The following is a 15,828-nucleotide window of genomic DNA, read 5'->3' on the forward strand; positions in this document are numbered from 1 at the left end:
CTTGTGGAGCGGCTCGGCCAGGTCGGCCAGCGGGACGATCCTGATCCGGCCCGCGGCCGGAGAACGTCCGGCCGAGGCCGGCCTGAGGTCCTCCGCTTCAGGCCGGCCCAAGGCTCACCGCCTGTGGTTCTCAGGCCGGTCCGTCAGTCCTGGGCGGGTGGGGCCGTGTCCCGCACGGCCTCACCCAACTCCTCGCGCAGCGACCGCTGGAACGCCGTCACGAGCGCCTGCGCCACCATCGGCTGGATGTGGTCGGTCAGCGCCTTCATCCGCACCAGCTCGTCCGGCGCGGGCTCGCTCTCCCGGTACGGCTTCCAGACCGTCTCCCGGAAGAGCCGGTGCAACTCCCGTGCCGTGGCCCGGCTGTGCTCCAGCACGACCGCCCGGGCCGCCCGCAGCGTCTCCAGCGGGATCGGGACGTCCAGGATGCGCACCCCCAGCGGGAGCAGCCCCGGATCCACCCGGAACACCTCCGGGTCGGCCGTGCGCTCCAGCGCCCCCATCGCGACGAGCCGCTCCACCTGCTCCTCGGACAGCCCGCGCCCGGCCCGGCGCTCCAGCTGCGCCCGCCCGACCTCCTCGGCCGCCTCCGGCGTCCAGGAGGCCACCAGTGCGCGGTGGATCGCGAGGTCCAGCGGCGTGCTGTCCTCGGGCAGGCGGGCGAGGTAGCGCTCGATGGCCGCAAGTGTCAGCCCCTGCCGCTGGAGCTCCTCGATCAGCCCCAGCCGGTCCAGGTGCGTCACGCCGTACAGCCCGACCCGGCGCGGCCCCAGTTCGGGCGGCGGCAGCAGGCCCTTCGTCCCGTAGAACCGGACGGTCCGCACCGTGACCCCGGCCCGCGCCGCCAGCTCGTCCACCGTCAACCGGACCTCGCCCGCCACGGCCCCGTGCTCCCCCATCCGCCGCCTCCCGCCGCGCTGGCACACTCACGCTGTAACAGCAGCAGTGTGACAGTGCCCGCCCCGCCGGTCCACCGCATGCCGAGCGTCGCCGAGCTGGGGCGCTGCCGCTCACGGGGGTGAACCGGCGGGGACGGGGCGACGCCTGGTTCAGCGGGAGGAGGCCTCCGCCAGATCCGGGTGGTGGCGGCGGGTGACCTCGGGATGCGCCCTCGTGTACCCCTTCCACTCGTTTTGCCCGAAATCGGCGAACAGCGGGTTGTCCGGGTCCTCGGTCGCGCCGGGGGCGTGGTGCGCGAGCGGGAAGTCGAGCGGCTCGATGTGGGCGTCGAGGCGGGGGTTGTAGAAGAACGGCACCGAGTAGCGCTCCCGCGCTCCCGGCGGGCTGACCACGCGGTGGCTGGTGGCCTTGAGGTAGCCGTCGGTGGCGACCTCCAGCAGTTCGCCGAGGTTGACGACGAACGCGCCCTCCAGCGGCGGGACGTCGAGGAAGGTGCCGTCCGGGCGTTCGACCTGGAGCCCGCCGACGGTGTCCTGGAGCAGCAGCGTGATGAAGCCGTAGTCCTTGTGCGCGCCGACGCCCTGCCCGGCGCCGTCCGGGGCGGTGCCGGGGTAGCGGACGAGCTTGAGCCGCAGGTGGGGGTGGCCGGCGAAGGCGGCGTCGTAGAAGTCGGAGCGGGCGCCGATCGCGGCGAGGAGTTCGTGCAGCAGGCGGCGGGCGACGGAGCCGAGGCGCTCGATCCACCCGAGCGTCGCGGTGCGCAGCTCGGGGAGCGCCGTGGGCCACTGGTTGGGGCCCTCCAGCCACCAGTACGGCGGCTCGCCCTGGCCGGGGACGTGCGGGGGCAGTTCGGCACCGATGTCCAGCTGGTCGCGCCAGTCCTGGCTGCCGCCGGTGCGCTCGTCGCCGGTGCGGGTGTAGCCGCGGTAGTGCGGTGAGTTGAGGTTGCTCACGGCGAGCCGGTCGGCCTCGGGGAGGTCGAAGAAGGCCCGCATCGCCTCGGTGAGAGCGCCCGTCTCGGCCGGGGTTATGCCGTGGCCGACGAGCTGGAAGAAACCGACGCCGGTGGCGGCGGTGCGCAGCTCGTCGTGCAGGCGGCGGCGGTCCTCGGGGCCGCCGTCGGCGAGCGAGAGGTCGATCACCGGGAGTGACTGGAGGTGGGGCAGGGTGTGCTGCTGCGTCATGGGTGACATCCGCTGGGTCTCGTCCCGGCCGGTCCCGGTGGTCGACCGGGGGAGGGCGGAGCGGCGGCCTGGTGCGGCGCGTGCTCCGGGTGCCGGGTGGTGGTGGCGGCCCGGACGGGGCCGCCTTGAGGGTGGTGGCGCGAGGTTCAGCCGGAGCGTCGACAGGACATGCTCGTCACGCGGAGCAGGTCCACGTGGCGACGACGAACAAGGATGAGCACGTCACCCAGCCTAAATGACCCGTTCTGTCTCGGGCGAGCCCCCTGCGGCGGAGGGCTCGGCCCCACTTCACTGTGCTGTTGTCAAGGAGCCCTTCTCCTGATCGTTCAGTTCTTCTCCTCCTTCTTGTTGAGGTACGCGAGGACGGCCAGGACCCGCCGGTTGTCGTCGTCCGAGGGCTGGAGGTCGAGCCGGACGAAGATCGATGCCGTGTGCTTGGCGACGGCACGCTCGGTGATCACCAGCTGCTGGGCGATCGCTGCGTTGGAGCGGCCCTCGGCCATCAGCCCGAGCACCTGTCGCTCCCGCGGGCTGAGGGTGGCGACCGGGCCGGCCGAGGAGTTGTGGGTGAGCAGTCTGGTGATCACCTCCGGATCCATCGCGGTGCCGCCCTGGGCGACCCGCCGTACGGCGTCGATGAACTGGGCGCCGTCCATCACCCGGTCCTTGAGCAGGTAGCCGATTCCGCCGGTGCTGCCACCCGCCAGCAGCTCGCGGGCGTACAGCTGCTCGACGAACTGGGAGAGCACCAGCACGGGCAGTCCCGGGTGGGCCCGGCGGGCCGCCAGGGCGGCGCGCAGACCCTCGTCGGTGAAGCCGGGCGGGAGCCGGACGTCGACCACGGCGATGTCCGGCCGGTCGGCGGCCACCGCGGCGAGCAGTTCCTCGCCGGTCTCGACGGCTGCCGTGACCTTCATGCCGTTGGCCTCCAGCAGCCGGGTCAGCCCGTCCCGGAGGAGGAAGAGGTCTTCGGCGATGACAACGCGCACGGGATCTCCAGGTTCACGATGGTCGGACCGCCTGACGGGCTGCTGATCGCGAGCACCCCGTCGAATGCGGCCAGTCGGCGTTCGGTACCGCTGAGGCCGGTGCCCCGGGACGGGTCGGCGCCGCCGCGCCCGTCGTCGGTGACCGCTATCCGCAGCAGCCCGTCACTGTGCCCTATCTCGATCCACACGTGCGAGGCGCCTGCGTGTTTCACCACGTTGGCCAGCAGCTCGCTGACCGCGAAGTAGGCGGCCGACTCGACCGGCGCCGGGGGACGGCCGGGCAGGTCACCGGTGAAGGTGACCGGCAGGGGAAGGTCCAGCGCCGTGGCCTGGACTGCGTCGGTCAGGCCGCGGTCGGCGAGGACCGGCGGGTGGATGCCGCGGACCAGGTCCCGCAGCTCGCCGAGGGCCTTGACCGAGGAGAGCCGGGCCTCGGCCAGTAGGGGGCGCAGCGCGACCGGGTCCTCCACCAGCTGGTCGGCGACGGTCAGCAGCATGCCGAGCGCCACCAGCCGGGCCTGCGCCCCGTCGTGCAGGTCCCGCTCGATGCGGCGCAGCTCGGCGGCGCCGGCGTCGATGGTGTCCGCCCTCGTCCGGGCCAGGTGGCTGACCTGGCGGGCCAGTTCGGCCCGTCGGGAGGGCCCGAGCAGGGCGCGCGCCGCCCGCTCGTGCAGCCGCAGGACCGGCGGGGCGGCCCAGAGGGCGGCCGCCGGAGCGATCCAGAGCCCCATCATGTAGACGACCCCCAGGTGGAGGAAGGGGCCGTCGCGCCCCAGCACCTCCAGCGAGACCGGGGTGAGGATGACCACCACGGCGGTGCCCAGGTAGGCGAGGCCGCTGAGCGCCGTCCAGGCGAGGTCCCGCCACGTCGCCGGGTCGGTCAGCCAGCCGCCGGACCGCAACTGCTGCCAGGGCCCGGAGCCCGTGGTCCGGCGGTACGGCACCGGGACGGGGCGGCCGCTCCACTTGCCGACGACGCGCCTGGTCTCCGCCGCGACCCAGCGTGCGCCGAGCAGCCCGAACACGAGCATCGCCGGGGCCAGCCAGAGGGAACCGGAGCGGCCGCTTGGCGCCGCGCCGCCGTACAGGTGGGTGGCCATCACCGCGAGCGCGCCCGGTGCGAACAGGGCGGCCCCGACCGCCCGGCCGCCGCCCCCGGTGGCCCAGCAGAGTGCCCAGAGGGCCACCGTCGCGAGCGGCACCAGCAGGATCAGCGGCCCGCCCGGTGAGTGCCCGCCCGCGTCCTCGGGGCCGAACAGCGCGGAGGCCAGCAGGACCGGCCCGGCCAGCAGGGCGACCAGCCCCGTCACGCCCAGCGTGACCGCGTACAGCGCCCGTACGCCGGCCACGACGGCGCCCCCCGTCCGCGCGGCGGCCCGCGTCACCACGGTCGTCTCCGTCCCGGCATCGGTCCTCATCCCGCGCCTCCTCTCCGTACGGCGGCCCGCAAGCCCCCCGGTCGATCGGTCGGCAGCCAGTCTGCAGCCCCGTCCACCTGCCGCGCTCTAGGTCTGAGCCCCGAAAACCAGGTGTATCTGAATACACCTCAGAGACGCCGTCCAGACGGCTGTCCGGCCTTGGCCGTCGGTTCGTAGCGTCGTGTCCGTCAGCCGGCCCGGGCCTTCCGGAGCCGGATCCGGAGCAGTGGAGGGCCAGTGAGCAGGCCGATCATTCAGATGCGCGGCGTCGGCAGGACGTACGACCGATCCGACGCCGCACGCCCGGCGCTGGCCGGGCTCGACCTCGAGGTGCGGGCGGGCGAGGCGCTGGCCGTGCTCGGCCGGTCCGGCAGCGGAAAGTCGACGCTGCTCAACCTGATCGCCGGGCTCGACCGGCCGAGCGAGGGCACCGTCGTGGTGGACGGCGTCGCCGTGCACGAGCTCGGCGAGGCCGCGCTGGCCGAGTACCGGCGGACGCGGATCGGCATGGTCTTCCAGTTCTTCAACCTCCTGGACGACCTGAACGTCGAGGACAACGTGCTGCTCCCGGCTCAACTGGCCGGGATGCGGCGGGAGAAGGCCCGAGCTCGGGCCGGCGAGCTGCTGGAGCGGCTCGGGGTGGCCCGGCACGCCACCGCCTTCCCGGGCCGGCTCTCCGGTGGCGAGCGCCAACGCGTCGCGGTGGCGCGGGCATTGATGAACCGCCCGCCGCTCCTGCTGGCCGACGAGCCGACCGGGGCGCTCGACTCCGCCTCGGCTGCCGATGTCCGGAGCCTGCTCACCGACCTCAACGCGGAGGGCCAGACGATCCTGCTGGTCACCCACGACACCGCGCTCGCCGGCGCCTGCGCGAGCCGGACGATCGAGCTGCTCGACGGCCGGCTCGTCCGGGACACCGCGGCGGAGCCCGCCATGGGCGGTGTGCGGTGAGCGCGCGATGGGGGCGCCGCAGGACGGGCGCCGGGGGAGGACGAACGACGAGACGGCGTGGGTGGGCGATCGCCCCTGCCGAGCGAAGGGAGGTGGGCGCATGAGTGCGCTGAGCAAGGTGGTCCGGGCCGGGGTCGGGCGCAAGCGGGTGCAGACGCTCGTCATGGTGCTCACCACGATGATGTCCGTGACGGCGTGCATCCTCGCGGCGGGGCTGCTGGTCGCCGCGCAGGGGCCCTACCAGCGCTCCTTCGCCGACCAGCACGGCGCGCACCTGAACGTGCTGTACGACCCGGCCAAGGCGAGCCCCGCGCAGCTCGCCGCGACGGAGCACGTCCCCGGTGTGACGGCTGCCGCCGGTCCCTACCCGGCGGTCACGGCGCAGGCGCGGTCCGGGCAGGACACCAAGCTCCCGCCGCCCGGCAGCCCGCTCCCGCCGCTGACACTGGTCGGCCGGGCGCAGGGCGGCCCGATGGACGACCTGCACATGGTGATGGGCCGGTGGGTCGCGGGCCCCGGCGAGGTCGTGTTCCTGAACGGCCACTCGCCGCTGGCCCTCGGCGACAGCATGGCCTTCCCCGACCTGCCAGGCCGGCCGACCCTCAAGGTGGTCGGCATCGCCTCCTCCGTGTCCTGGAGCGCGGACGGCTGGGTCGCCCCCGAGCAGGTCCCCGCGCTGACCGCGCCCGGTACGGCGCCCGCCCAGCAGTACCTCTACCGCTTCTCCCGCGCCGCCACCGACGCCGAGGTGGAGGCGGACCACGCCGCACTCGTCGCCGCGGTGCCGCCCGGCGCGCTCACCAAGGCCACCTCCTACCGGCCCGCCCAGGCGGAGGCCAACCGGACGGCGGCCACCTTCGTCCCGTTCGTGACGGCCTTCGGAGTGCTCGGCCTGGCCATGTCGGTGCTGATCATCGGGGTCGTGGTCAGCGGCGCCGTCAGCGCGGCGACACGGCGGATCGGCATCCTCAAGTCGCTCGGATTCACCCCGGCCCAGGTGGCCCGCGCCTACGTCGGCCAGGCGCTGATCCCCGCCGGGATCGGCACCGCGCTCGGCGTGCTCGCCGGGAACGTGTTCTCGGTGCCGGTCCTCGGGATGGCCCACAAGGCCCTGCGCGGCGGCCTGCTCGGCATCCCGCTCTGGGTTGACCTCGCCGTCCCGGCCGTCGCCCTGGCCGCGGTGGTGGCCACCGCCCTGGTGCCCGCCCTGCGCGCCGGCCGGCTGCGCACCGTCGAGGCGCTCGCGGTCGGCCGGACGGCGCCGGGCGCCAAGCGGGCCACCGCCCGCGCCGGCCGAGCGGCCGGTTCGGGCCCGGTGGCTGCGCTCCAGCGGCTGATCGGCCGGCTGCCGGTGCCGCGCGCCCTGAGCCTCGGGCTGGCGAGTCCCTTCAACCGGCCGGGCCGCTCGGCGACCACCGCCGCCGCCGTGGTGCTCGGAACGGCGGGCGTGACGCTCTGCGTCGGCCTCACGCTCTCGCTCACGGGCTTCCAGGACGGCCTGACGGCCGAGCACGCGGGCAAGGTCGTGGTGGAGGCCCCGATCGACGGCTCCGCGACGGTCCCCGACCACGTGGACGAGGCCGCCGTGGCCAGGGCCATCGACGCCCGTCCCGGCACCCGGGCCTGGTACAGCACCGTCCCGACGTCCGTCGCGGTGGCCGGGAACACCGCCCGCTCGGAGGTGCGCGCCTTCTCCGGCGACGCCTCCTGGAGCGGCTACCAGATGGTCTCGGGCCGCTGGTTCCGCGGCCCGGACGAGGCGGTCGTCGGCTCCGGCTACCTCCGCGCCAACCAGGCGAAGGTGGGCGACACCATCACCCTCACCGACCACGGGCGCTCCACCCCGGTGCGGATCAGCGGCGAGGTGCTGGCCACCAACGACCTGGTCTTCGTCGACCGGGTCGCGCTGGCCGCACTCGGTTCGACCGTCCAGGCCCAAGCGATCGGGTACCACGTCGACCTCACCCCGGGCACCGATGCCAAGGCGTACGCCGAGGCCCTCGACGCCGTCGTCGGGCCCCTGGGCCTGGACGCCGAGCCGGGCGGGACGCACCTCAACATCGTCGTCCTGGCGATGAATACCCTGGCCGGGACGCTCACCCTGCTGCTGATCGCGGTGGCCGGGCTCGGCGTCCTCAACACGGTGCTCCTGGACACCCGCGAGCGGGTGCACGACCTCGGGGTGTTCAAGGCACTCGGGATGTCGCCCCGGCAGACGGTCGGCATGGTGCTCACCTCCGTCTGCGGGAGCGGGCTGGTGGCCGGACTGATCGGAGTGCCGATCGGGATCCTGGTCCACCACTGGGTGATGCCGGCCACGGCAAGAGCCGCCGGGGTCGGGGTGCCCGAGGTGGACCTGGCCGTGTTCGACCCCGCGGTGGTGGGGCCGCTCATACTCGGCGGCCTGGTGCTGGCGCTGATCGGCGCCCTCCTGCCCGCGACCTGGGCGGCCCGCACGAGGACGGTCACGGCGCTGCGCACCGAGTGAGGCCGGTGGGTTGGGCCGCCGGGGGCGGCCCAACCCGGGCAGTGTCGAGCGGCTGCGGCCATGGGCCAGGGGACGGGCGGTCAGGGGTGGACGTCAGGGCCCGGGTCGGCGGCCGTCCCCAAGCGCCCACCCCCGAGCGGCCATCCCCCGGGCGGCCGTCCCCTGGGCGCCTGCCCCCCAGCGCCCGTTACCGGCCGCCGTCACCGTCACCGGCTGACACTCACAGGACCCTGCTCAGGAGAGCCGCGCCGCCGCGTACGACTCCATGGCGGCCCGCTGGTACGCGGCCAGGCCGGGGGCGACGGCCTCGTAGACGGCGCGCCACTGCTCGTGCTCCACGCAGGACCGGGCGATCGCGAGGTACTCCTCGACGGCGACCGGTCGGAGCGCGGTGAGGGCCAGGTACTCCGCGTCGACCGTGGTCTGCACGGGCTCGGCGTCGGCCGGGAGGCCGTCCGTCATGAGCTCGGCGAGCCGGATCATCCGCGCGGTCCGCTCGCGCTGGCCGGCCTCGACCTCGGCCTGGGTCATCGCGGCGGTCGCCCGCAGGGCGGCCTCGGCGTGCTCGGGGAAGTCACGCAGACTCTCCTCGACGTCCGCGGGCTGGATGCCTTCGAACAGGTTCTCCGGGCGGTTGATGCTGGTCATGGGTGTGCCGTCCTTCCTGGAGCGTTCCAGTTCGGCGATCGTGCGGGAGACGGTGGCGGCCAGGCCGTCCAGCCGGTCCCGTTCGGCGAGCAGGCGGTGGTGGTGGCCCCGCAGGGCCTCCAGCTCGTCCACCTGCTCGCCGAGGATCCGGGCGATCTCGGTCAGGCCGACGCCCAGCGCCCGCAGCACGAGGATCTGCTGCAGGTGCAGCAACTGCCGCTCCTCGTAGTAACGGTGGCCGTTGGAGCCGATCCACGCCGGGGGCAGCAGCCCGATCTCGTCGTAGTGCCGCAGGGTCCGGGCGGTGACGCCCGACATCCGGGCCACCTCCGCAATCGGCCAGGCCATGGCCGCCTCCTTCAGGTGCTGTTCCTGCACGTTCGCCAATCCGTACGTTCGCCGTTCCACACGTTCGCTGTCCCGGGGCCGGTTCCTCCGGCCCTGGTCACGACGGTAGGAGCTGCCGTTGCGGCAACTTCAAGCCCGGATCCTTGGCCGGACCCTGACCAGACCTTGTCCGCTCCCTGTCCGTCCGCTGTCCGTCCGCTGTACGAGCGCTAACCCTCCTCCAGCGAAAGTGAGTTCACCGGCACCGCCCACCGAAGCGCTGGTGGCACCTGCCACAAGTCCCCTGAACCGGAGGCCCCATGAAGCCCGTGACGCCTGCGACGCCCATGAAGCCCGAGACGCCCATGAAGCCCGAGACGCCCATGACGCCCGAGACGCCCGAGACGAATCCCCCGAAGAAGTCGAAGCTCCGCACCCGCACCGCGCTGGCCACCGCCGCCGTGGTGGCCGCCGCCGGCACGTTCACCGCCGGCGTCGGGGTGGCGCAGGCCGGGGACGGGAACGGCCGCCGGGGCAAGGTCACCGAGCGCGAGATCGCCGCGCTCTTCGACCAGTGGAACGCGGCCCTGCAGACCGGGGACCCGGAGAAGGTCGCCGACCGCTACGCCTCGGACGCGGTGCTGCTGCCGACCGCGTCACGGGTGATCCGCACCGACCGGGCCGGGATCGTCGACTACTTCGAGCACTTCCTGCAGAAGAAGCCGCGGGGGGAGAAGGTCCGCTCGGTGATCAACATCCTGGACGGCAACTCGGCGATCGACGCGGGCCTCTACCGCTTCCACCTCACCGACCCGAAGACCGGCGCGACCAAGCCGGTCGACGCCCGCTACACGTACGAGTACGAGAAGCGCGGAGGCAAGTGGCTGATCGTCAACCATCACTCCTCGGTCCTCCCCGCGGAGGGCTGACCCGGAGCGGCTTGAGCCGGACCGGCTTGCGCTGGAGCCGCTTGAGCCGGACCCGCCTGACCCGGAGCCGCTTGGGTCGGCGCCGGCGCCCGGAGCCGGTGGCCGGACCGGGGTGTGACCGCGCGCAGGGTGATCCGCACGCCCAGCCCGCCGCCGGGCGCGTCCCGCAGGGCCACGGTGCCGCCGTCGTCCGTCACCAGCTGCTTGACGATGGCGAGCCCGAGGCCCGATCCGGACCGGCCGGTGAGGCCCTGGCCGCGCCAGAACCGGTCGAAGGCGCGGGACTGTTCGGCCGGCGACATCCCGGGCCCCTGGTCCAGCACCTCCACCACCGCCTCGTCCGCGCCCGTCCCGCCGGTGCCGCAGCCGTCGAGCCGGACGGTGATGGTGCTGCCGTCGGGGGAGACCTCCAGGGCGTTGGAGAGGACGTTGTCCAGCACCTGGTCCAGGTTGCCCGGCCCGGCGAGCACGTGCAGGCGCTCGTCGGCGTCGCCGGTGAGCGCGATGGTGATCCGTCGCTCGTCGGCGGCCGGGCGCCAGACGCTCAGCCGCTCCTCGACGGGCTCGCGCAGCGCCAGCGGCTCCGGGGCGGACACCTTCGCCTCCGCCCTGGCCAGCACCAGCAGTCCGCTGACCAGCCGGCTCATCCGGACCACCTCGGCGGTGGCCTGGTCGACGTCCTCGCGCACGAACTCGTCGTCCACGCCGTCGGCGATGTTGTCCAGGGACAGGCGCAGGGCGGTCAGCGGGGTGCGCAGCTGGTGCGAGGCGTCCGCGACGAAGATCCGCTGCGAGGCGACCAGGGTGTCGAGCCGCTCGGCGCCCTGGTTGAGCGTGCGGGCGAGGGTGCGGGTCTCCTGCGGGCCGGTGACGGGGGAGCGGGCGGTCAGGTCGCCGTCGCCGAAGCGGCTGGCCATGTCGTTGAGCTGGCGCAGCGGCTTGGTGAGCAGCCGGGCCACGATCGCGCCCAGTCCGGCGGCGACGGCCAGCACGCCGACGGCGAGGACGGCGCGGAAGCCCCAGATGTTCCACAGCCGGGAGCTGAGGTCGGCGGTGGCGTAGCGGATCCGGACGGCGCCGATGATCCGGTCCCGGTCGCCTTGGGCGTGGGCGGGCACGGTGACGACCAGCTGGGGGCCCCAGACGAAGCGGGAGCCCCAGTCGGTGGTCGAACGGCCCTGCTGGAGCGCCCTGGTGAAGGCAGCGTCCCCAGGGTGGGCGGGCAGTGGCAGCGGTGGCACGGCCGTCCCGTCGGCGGACACGACCTCGACCGCCCCGGGCGTCTCGTCCGCGTACGCGCGGGCCACCCGGGCGAGCGCCTGGCGGGACGGCTCGTCGCCGTCGCCGAGCATCAGCGCCATCGTGGTGGCCTCGCGGCGCACCGACTCCTCGGTGTCCCCGCGCAGTTGGGCGGTCAGGGTGAACGCCACCGGCACGGTGAACGCGGCCAGCGCCACGCCGACGAGCAGCACGTAGCTGACGATCAGCCGGCGGATCACGTCTCGGGCCCGCCGCTCGGGCGGGGGATGTTCGGCCCGGGGGCGCGTGAACCGGCGGCATCCGTACCGCCCCTGCCCCTGCCCCCGCCCCTGCCCCTGCCCCCGCCGCCGTCCGCGCCTCCGCCGCCGTCCGCGCCTCCGCCGCCGCTCCCGTCCCCGCCCGTGCCCCCGCTCCCGCGCGCGCCCCCGTCCGCGACCACCAGCCGGAAGCCGACCCCGCGCACCGCCTCGATCACCACGGCTCCCGCGAGCTTGCGCCGCAGCGCCGCCACGTGCACGTCGAGCGTCTTCGTCGGCCCGAACCAGTTGGCGTCCCAGACCGCCTCCATGATCTGCTCGCGCGACATCAGCGCGCCCGGCTCCTCGGTGAGGAACGCCAGCAGGTCGTACTCCTTCGGGGCGAGCGCGAGTTCGACGTCGTCCAGCCGCACCCGGGCGGCCTTGCGGTCGACGGTGAGCCGGGGCCCGTAGCGGTCCGGTCCGGCTGCCGCCTGACGTTCCTTCGGCTGGACCCGCCGCATGACCGCGCGGATCCGGGCGATCACCTCGCGCACCCCGAACGGCTTGGAGACGTAGTCGTCGGCGCCGATCTCCAGCCCGACCACGCGGTCCGTCTCGTCACTGCGCGCGCTGATCACGATGATCGGCACGTCCCCGCGTTTGCGCAGCGCCCGGCACACGTCGAGGCCGTCCGTGTCCGGCAGCCCGAGGTCCAGCAGCACCAGGTCGTACGGGTCGGCCACGGCGAGCGCCGCCGTACCGGTCGTCACCCATTCGACCGCGAAGCCGTATCGCAGCAGCCCGCGCCGCAGCGACTCCGCGACCGGCTCGTCGTCCTCCACCAGCAAGACCCGCAGCAATTCACGCACGGGGGCACCCTATGGGCCACCCTCCGCACGCATGTGCGGGGGACCGCATGTTGAGCCGTACCACCCATGCCCCTGCCCACCACCCATGCCCCTGCCCACCACCGGCGCCCCTGCCCACCACCGGCGCCCCTGCCCACCATTGAGCCGCCCACCACCGAGCCGCCTACCGCAGTACCGCCGCGCCGCCTACCGCCGCGCCGCCTCCCGCAACGCGGCCACCAGGGCCGCGAGGGCCGGTTGCCCCCAGGCGCCCGTCCGGACGGCGGCCTGGAGCGTGCGCACCGGCTCCGGGCCGCGCAGCCGCCGGACGGTGACGCCCGGGTGCCGGTGGTGCGCCAGGCCCAGCAGCGGGACGAGCGCGATGCCGAGGCCGGCCGCGACAAAGCCTTGCGCGGTCGCGTAGTCCCCGGTGTCCACCGTGACGGAGGGACGGAACCCGGCCGCGTCGCACGCGCCCAAGACGACGGTCCGGCAGGGGCCGGGCGGTTCGGCGCCCACCCAGGGCTCGTCCGCGAGCTCGGCGAGGTCCAGGACGCGCTTCGCGGCGAGCCGGTGCCCCGTCGGCAGGACGGCCCGGTACGGGTCGTCGCGCAGGTGGACGAGCCGGAGGCCGGGGGGAGGGGTGTCGCGGGGGTGGACCACCACGGCGAGGTCGGCCCGGCCGTCCAGGACCTCGGTGAGCGGGTCCTCGGGGTCGGTCATGCCGAGGTCCAGGCGCACCCGGGGGTGCGCACGGCGGAACGCGGCGACCGCCGGGGCGACCAGCGGGGCGCCGGCCGTGCCGAAGTAGCGGACCGTCAGGCTGCCGGTGCGACCGCTCCGCAGGTCGGCCAGGGCCGCGCCGGCCTCCGCCACCTGCCGTTCGATCGTGGCGGCGTGCCCGGCGAGCAGCAGGCCGGCGGCGGTCGGCCGCACGCCCCGGCCGACGCGCTCCAGCAGGGCCGTCCCGGTCTCCCTCTCCAGGACGGCCACCTGCTGGCTCACCGCGGACGGCGTGTAGCCGAGCGCACCGGCCGCCGCGCTCACCGAGCCGTGGTCCACCACGGCCCGCAGGACCTGCATCCGTCGGACGTCGAGCCGGGGCGCGTCGGGTGTCTCCGTCATGTAGCTCACCTTAAAGGTGATGAAGAACCTTTCGCTTGTGCTACCCAATCTCGTCGCGCGACCGTTCTACGGACACCCAAAGACCCGGTGACCCAACAACCCAACGGCCCAACGACCCGCCCGCGCTCCGCTCCCGCCGAAAGGACCCGTGCACCGTGCGACGCATGGCCGTCCTCGCCCTGTTCTGGGGCTCCGCCTTCCTCTGGATCCGGCTCGCGCTCCAGCACGGCTTCGCCCCCATCCAGATCACCGTGCTGCGCGCCGCCCTCGGTGCCGCCGTCCTGCTGGTCCTCGCACGCTCCGCCCGCCAGCGGCTCCCTCGCGGCGGTGCGGTCTGGCGGCGGCTGGCGGTGGCGGCGTTCTTCTGCAACGCGCTGCCGTTCTTCCTCACCGCCTACGGCGAGCGCAGCGTCGGCTCCGGGCTCGCCGGGGTGCTGCACGCGACCACCCCGCTCTGGTCGCTGCTGATCGGCCTCGCCCTCGGCACCGACCGCCTCCGCGACCCGCTGCGCCTGGGCGGGCTGCTCCTCGGGTTCGCGGGCGTGCTGCTGATCTTCTCCCCGTGGCGGGAGAGCGGCGGGCTGTCCGGTCCGGGGGCGCTCGCGCTGCTCGGGGCGGCGGCGAGTTACGCGATCGCCTTCGCCTACATGGCCCGCGCGCTCGCCTCGACGGGTGTCGCGCCGCTCGCGCTCTCCGCCGCCCAACTCACCGCCGCGGCCGGACTGGGCGTGCTCGCACTCCCGGTGGCGGGGGTGCGGAGCGACGTCGACCCGATCGGGATCGCCGCCGTCACCGTCCTCGGGATCGTCGGCACCGGGCTCACGTTCCACCTCAACTACCGCCTCATCGCCACCGAGGGCCCGACGGCCGCCGCCACCGTCGGCTACCTGCTGCCCGTCGTCTCGACGGCCCTCGGCGCCCTCGTCCTCGGGGAGGAGCCGACCGTCCACGCGGTCGCGGGCATGGCCGTCGTCCTGGCCGGCGTGTATATGACGAAACGTCAAAAGCCTGAGTGGGAGGCGGACAAGAAAGGCCTTGCCGCCCCCGCGATCCCACCCGACTGAACGAGCGAGCCGACGGCCCGCTCCCTGGCTACCACCCCTGTCCGTGCCCCGCCTGCCACTCCGTCCCGGGCAGCGGGTGCGGACGGCGGACCCGTGCCAGGGCGGTCAGCGTCCACACCGCCGTCGTCAGCAGCGCGTAGAAGAGCAGCAGCGCCCAGAACGGCGTGGTGGACACGGCCCCGTCCTCGAACCGGCACCACGCGTCGGGCGGCAGCCACGAGGCGCCCGTCTCGAGCAGCTGTCCGCCGCCGGTCACCAGGCCGCGCTCGCAGCGCTCCGCGAAGTCCAGTGACCGCGCGTACAGCATCGCGTACACGACGCCCGCGCCGGTGAGCGACAGCGCTGCGCCGACGCCGAGCAGGACCGCCCGTCTTCGCGCGGTTGCCGTACGGATGTTCGCCACCGAGGCAGCGTACCGGCCTGCGGGCATGCACGACCGGCTCGCGCTCGAGCGCGCGGCGGGACGCGCCACGAGATGGCCACCCTTCGTGCTCGCACCACCCGGGTTGCGCACCTGCGGGGGCGCGGGGAAGTCCCCGGGGCGCCGCCGTAACCGCCCCGCCACCGCCTCCGGCCGCCCGGACGAGCTCCCGCTGCGCAGGCCCCTGCCCGCACCCGACGCGCGGAAGCGTGCGCGGAAACCCGTGCCCGCCCCCGCACACAAGCCCTGGCGCGGCCCCCCGCGAAGGCGACCCCCAAGGCCCCCGCGAAGGCGACCCCCAAGGCCCCCGCTCACCCCAGCAGGCCGCCCATGTGCGCATCCTCGGCGAGCAGCCGCCACGACCGCCCCGGCGCGAACGCCTCCGGGTCGAGCGCCTCCAGGACGCCGTCCACGGCGGTGCTCAGGAGCGACTGCGGGTCGAAGGCCGCCCAGGTGTCGTGGCCCAGGCCGTAGTCCCAGCGCTCCCACTCGGCGCGCATGCGCTCGTACGTCCACAGCGAGTAGAGCAGGGCGGAGAGGTCACGGTTGAGGTAGGCCTCGGGCTCGCCGTCGTCGTACCAGTCGGGCAGCTCCAGCAGGCCGGTCGCGCCGTCCAGTGCGATCACGAGGTCCGTCGGCCAGTGCCCGAGGGCCACGAAGTCGCGCTGGTAGGGACGCTCCTCCTCGCCGTCGAAGTACTCCGGGTAGGACTCGCCCATCGTGACCAGCGGCTCCTCGGACACGCCGAACATCGCCCCGCCCAGCGGCAGGCCGATCTCGGTCAGCAGCCGGCGCGTCGGCTCGTGCACGAGGGCGGGCGGCAGCTCGTCGGGGCGGTAGCGGTGCACCAGGCCCTCGTCCGTCAGCGTCGCGATCTCCGCGACGAGCTCGGCGTCGATCTCGTACGCGGGACCGTCCGGACCGCCCGGCAGCGCGCCCCAACCCAGCGCCCGCACCAGGAGCGCCGTGCCCCAGTGCGCGGGCGGGACGTCCGAGCGGCCGAACAGCCCGGGGTCGAGCTCCCGCAGTCGGCGGTC

Annotated in this window: 14 protein-coding genes; 4 read left to right on the forward strand and 10 right to left on the reverse strand. The window is 74.5% G+C overall.

What is annotated here, in order from left to right; genetic code table 11:
* Positions 1-143: 143 nt before the first annotated feature.
* The 4 genes from AB0O00_RS07145 to AB0O00_RS07160 all read right to left on the reverse strand — a co-directional run bounded on the left by AB0O00_RS07145 (position 144) and on the right by AB0O00_RS07160 (position 4,491).
* A complete protein-coding gene (locus AB0O00_RS07145; protein WP_363649095.1) occupies positions 144-899 on the reverse strand; it encodes a MerR family transcriptional regulator in 756 nt (251 codons plus the stop codon).
* Positions 900-1,049: 150 nt separating this feature from the next.
* Positions 1,050-2,084 carry a 2-oxoglutarate and iron-dependent oxygenase domain-containing protein gene (locus tag AB0O00_RS07150; RefSeq protein WP_363649096.1) on the reverse strand — a complete coding sequence of 345 codons (1,035 nt, stop codon included), beginning with the start codon at positions 2,082-2,084 and terminating at the stop codon, positions 1,050-1,052.
* Positions 2,085-2,410: 326 nt separating this feature from the next.
* Entirely contained in the window at positions 2,411-3,073 is a 663-nt protein-coding gene (locus tag AB0O00_RS07155; protein WP_363649097.1) for a response regulator transcription factor, read from the reverse strand.
* Complete coding sequence (locus AB0O00_RS07160; RefSeq protein ID WP_363649098.1) at positions 3,025-4,491, reverse strand: histidine kinase; 1,467 nt, start codon at positions 4,489-4,491, stop codon at positions 3,025-3,027. Before AB0O00_RS07160 ends, AB0O00_RS07155 begins: the two co-directional genes overlap by 49 nt.
* 258 nt (positions 4,492-4,749) lie before the next feature.
* On the opposite strand from AB0O00_RS07160, the gene AB0O00_RS07165 reads away from it, so the two are divergent.
* Together AB0O00_RS07165 and AB0O00_RS07170 are read left to right on the forward strand one after the other, a co-directional pair.
* On the forward strand, positions 4,750-5,442 hold the full coding sequence (locus AB0O00_RS07165) for an ABC transporter ATP-binding protein (RefSeq protein ID WP_363649115.1): 693 nt from the start codon (positions 4,750-4,752) through the stop codon (positions 5,440-5,442).
* A gap of 100 nt (positions 5,443-5,542) precedes the next feature.
* Positions 5,543-7,930 carry an FtsX-like permease family protein gene (locus AB0O00_RS07170; RefSeq protein WP_363649099.1) on the forward strand — a complete coding sequence of 796 codons (2,388 nt, stop codon included), beginning with the start codon at positions 5,543-5,545 and terminating at the stop codon, positions 7,928-7,930.
* A gap of 234 nt (positions 7,931-8,164) precedes the next feature.
* On the opposite strand, the gene AB0O00_RS07175 is transcribed toward AB0O00_RS07170, so the two are convergent.
* The gene (locus AB0O00_RS07175; RefSeq protein WP_363649100.1) at positions 8,165-8,926 is read right to left on the reverse strand and encodes a MerR family transcriptional regulator; all 762 of its coding nucleotides are present in this window, start codon (positions 8,924-8,926) and stop codon (positions 8,165-8,167) included.
* 362 nt (positions 8,927-9,288) lie between these two features.
* Here AB0O00_RS07175 and AB0O00_RS07180 point away from each other — a divergent pair, with 362 nt between their 5' ends.
* Positions 9,289-9,834, forward strand: coding sequence for an SgcJ/EcaC family oxidoreductase (locus AB0O00_RS07180; RefSeq protein WP_363649116.1), 546 nt, complete (start codon positions 9,289-9,291; stop codon positions 9,832-9,834).
* On the opposite strand, the gene AB0O00_RS07185 is transcribed toward AB0O00_RS07180, so the two are convergent.
* The 3 genes from AB0O00_RS07185 to AB0O00_RS07195 form a co-directional block, all read right to left on the reverse strand.
* Positions 9,804-11,333 (reverse strand): HAMP domain-containing sensor histidine kinase, encoded by a 1,530-nt coding sequence (locus AB0O00_RS07185; protein ID WP_363649101.1) that lies wholly within the window; start codon positions 11,331-11,333, stop codon positions 9,804-9,806. The two genes, AB0O00_RS07180 and AB0O00_RS07185, sit on opposite strands and share 31 nt — an antisense overlap.
* Positions 11,330-12,190, reverse strand: a complete 861-nt coding sequence (locus tag AB0O00_RS07190) for a response regulator transcription factor (RefSeq protein WP_363649117.1) — start codon at positions 12,188-12,190, stop codon at positions 11,330-11,332. Before AB0O00_RS07190 ends, AB0O00_RS07185 begins: the two co-directional genes overlap by 4 nt.
* A 198-nt stretch (positions 12,191-12,388) precedes the next feature.
* Positions 12,389-13,264 (reverse strand): LysR family transcriptional regulator, encoded by an 876-nt coding sequence (locus tag AB0O00_RS07195; RefSeq protein WP_363649118.1) that lies wholly within the window; start codon positions 13,262-13,264, stop codon positions 12,389-12,391.
* A gap of 206 nt (positions 13,265-13,470) precedes the next feature.
* Between AB0O00_RS07195 and AB0O00_RS07200 the strand changes: the two genes are divergently transcribed.
* Entirely contained in the window at positions 13,471-14,370 is a 900-nt protein-coding gene (locus tag AB0O00_RS07200) for a DMT family transporter (RefSeq protein WP_363649102.1), read from the forward strand.
* A gap of 28 nt (positions 14,371-14,398) precedes the next feature.
* On the opposite strand, the gene AB0O00_RS07205 is transcribed toward AB0O00_RS07200, so the two are convergent.
* Complete coding sequence (locus AB0O00_RS07205) at positions 14,399-14,773, reverse strand: hypothetical protein (RefSeq protein WP_363649103.1); 375 nt, start codon at positions 14,771-14,773, stop codon at positions 14,399-14,401.
* A 329-nt stretch (positions 14,774-15,102) separates the two neighbouring features.
* Positions 15,103-15,828, reverse strand: a 726-nt coding sequence (locus AB0O00_RS07210; RefSeq protein ID WP_363649104.1) for an SUKH-4 family immunity protein, incomplete at its 5' end; no start/stop codon positions are given.

This window comes from Kitasatospora sp. NPDC093558 (assembly GCF_040683475.1).
Lineage (GTDB): Bacteria > Actinomycetota > Actinomycetes > Streptomycetales > Streptomycetaceae > Kitasatospora.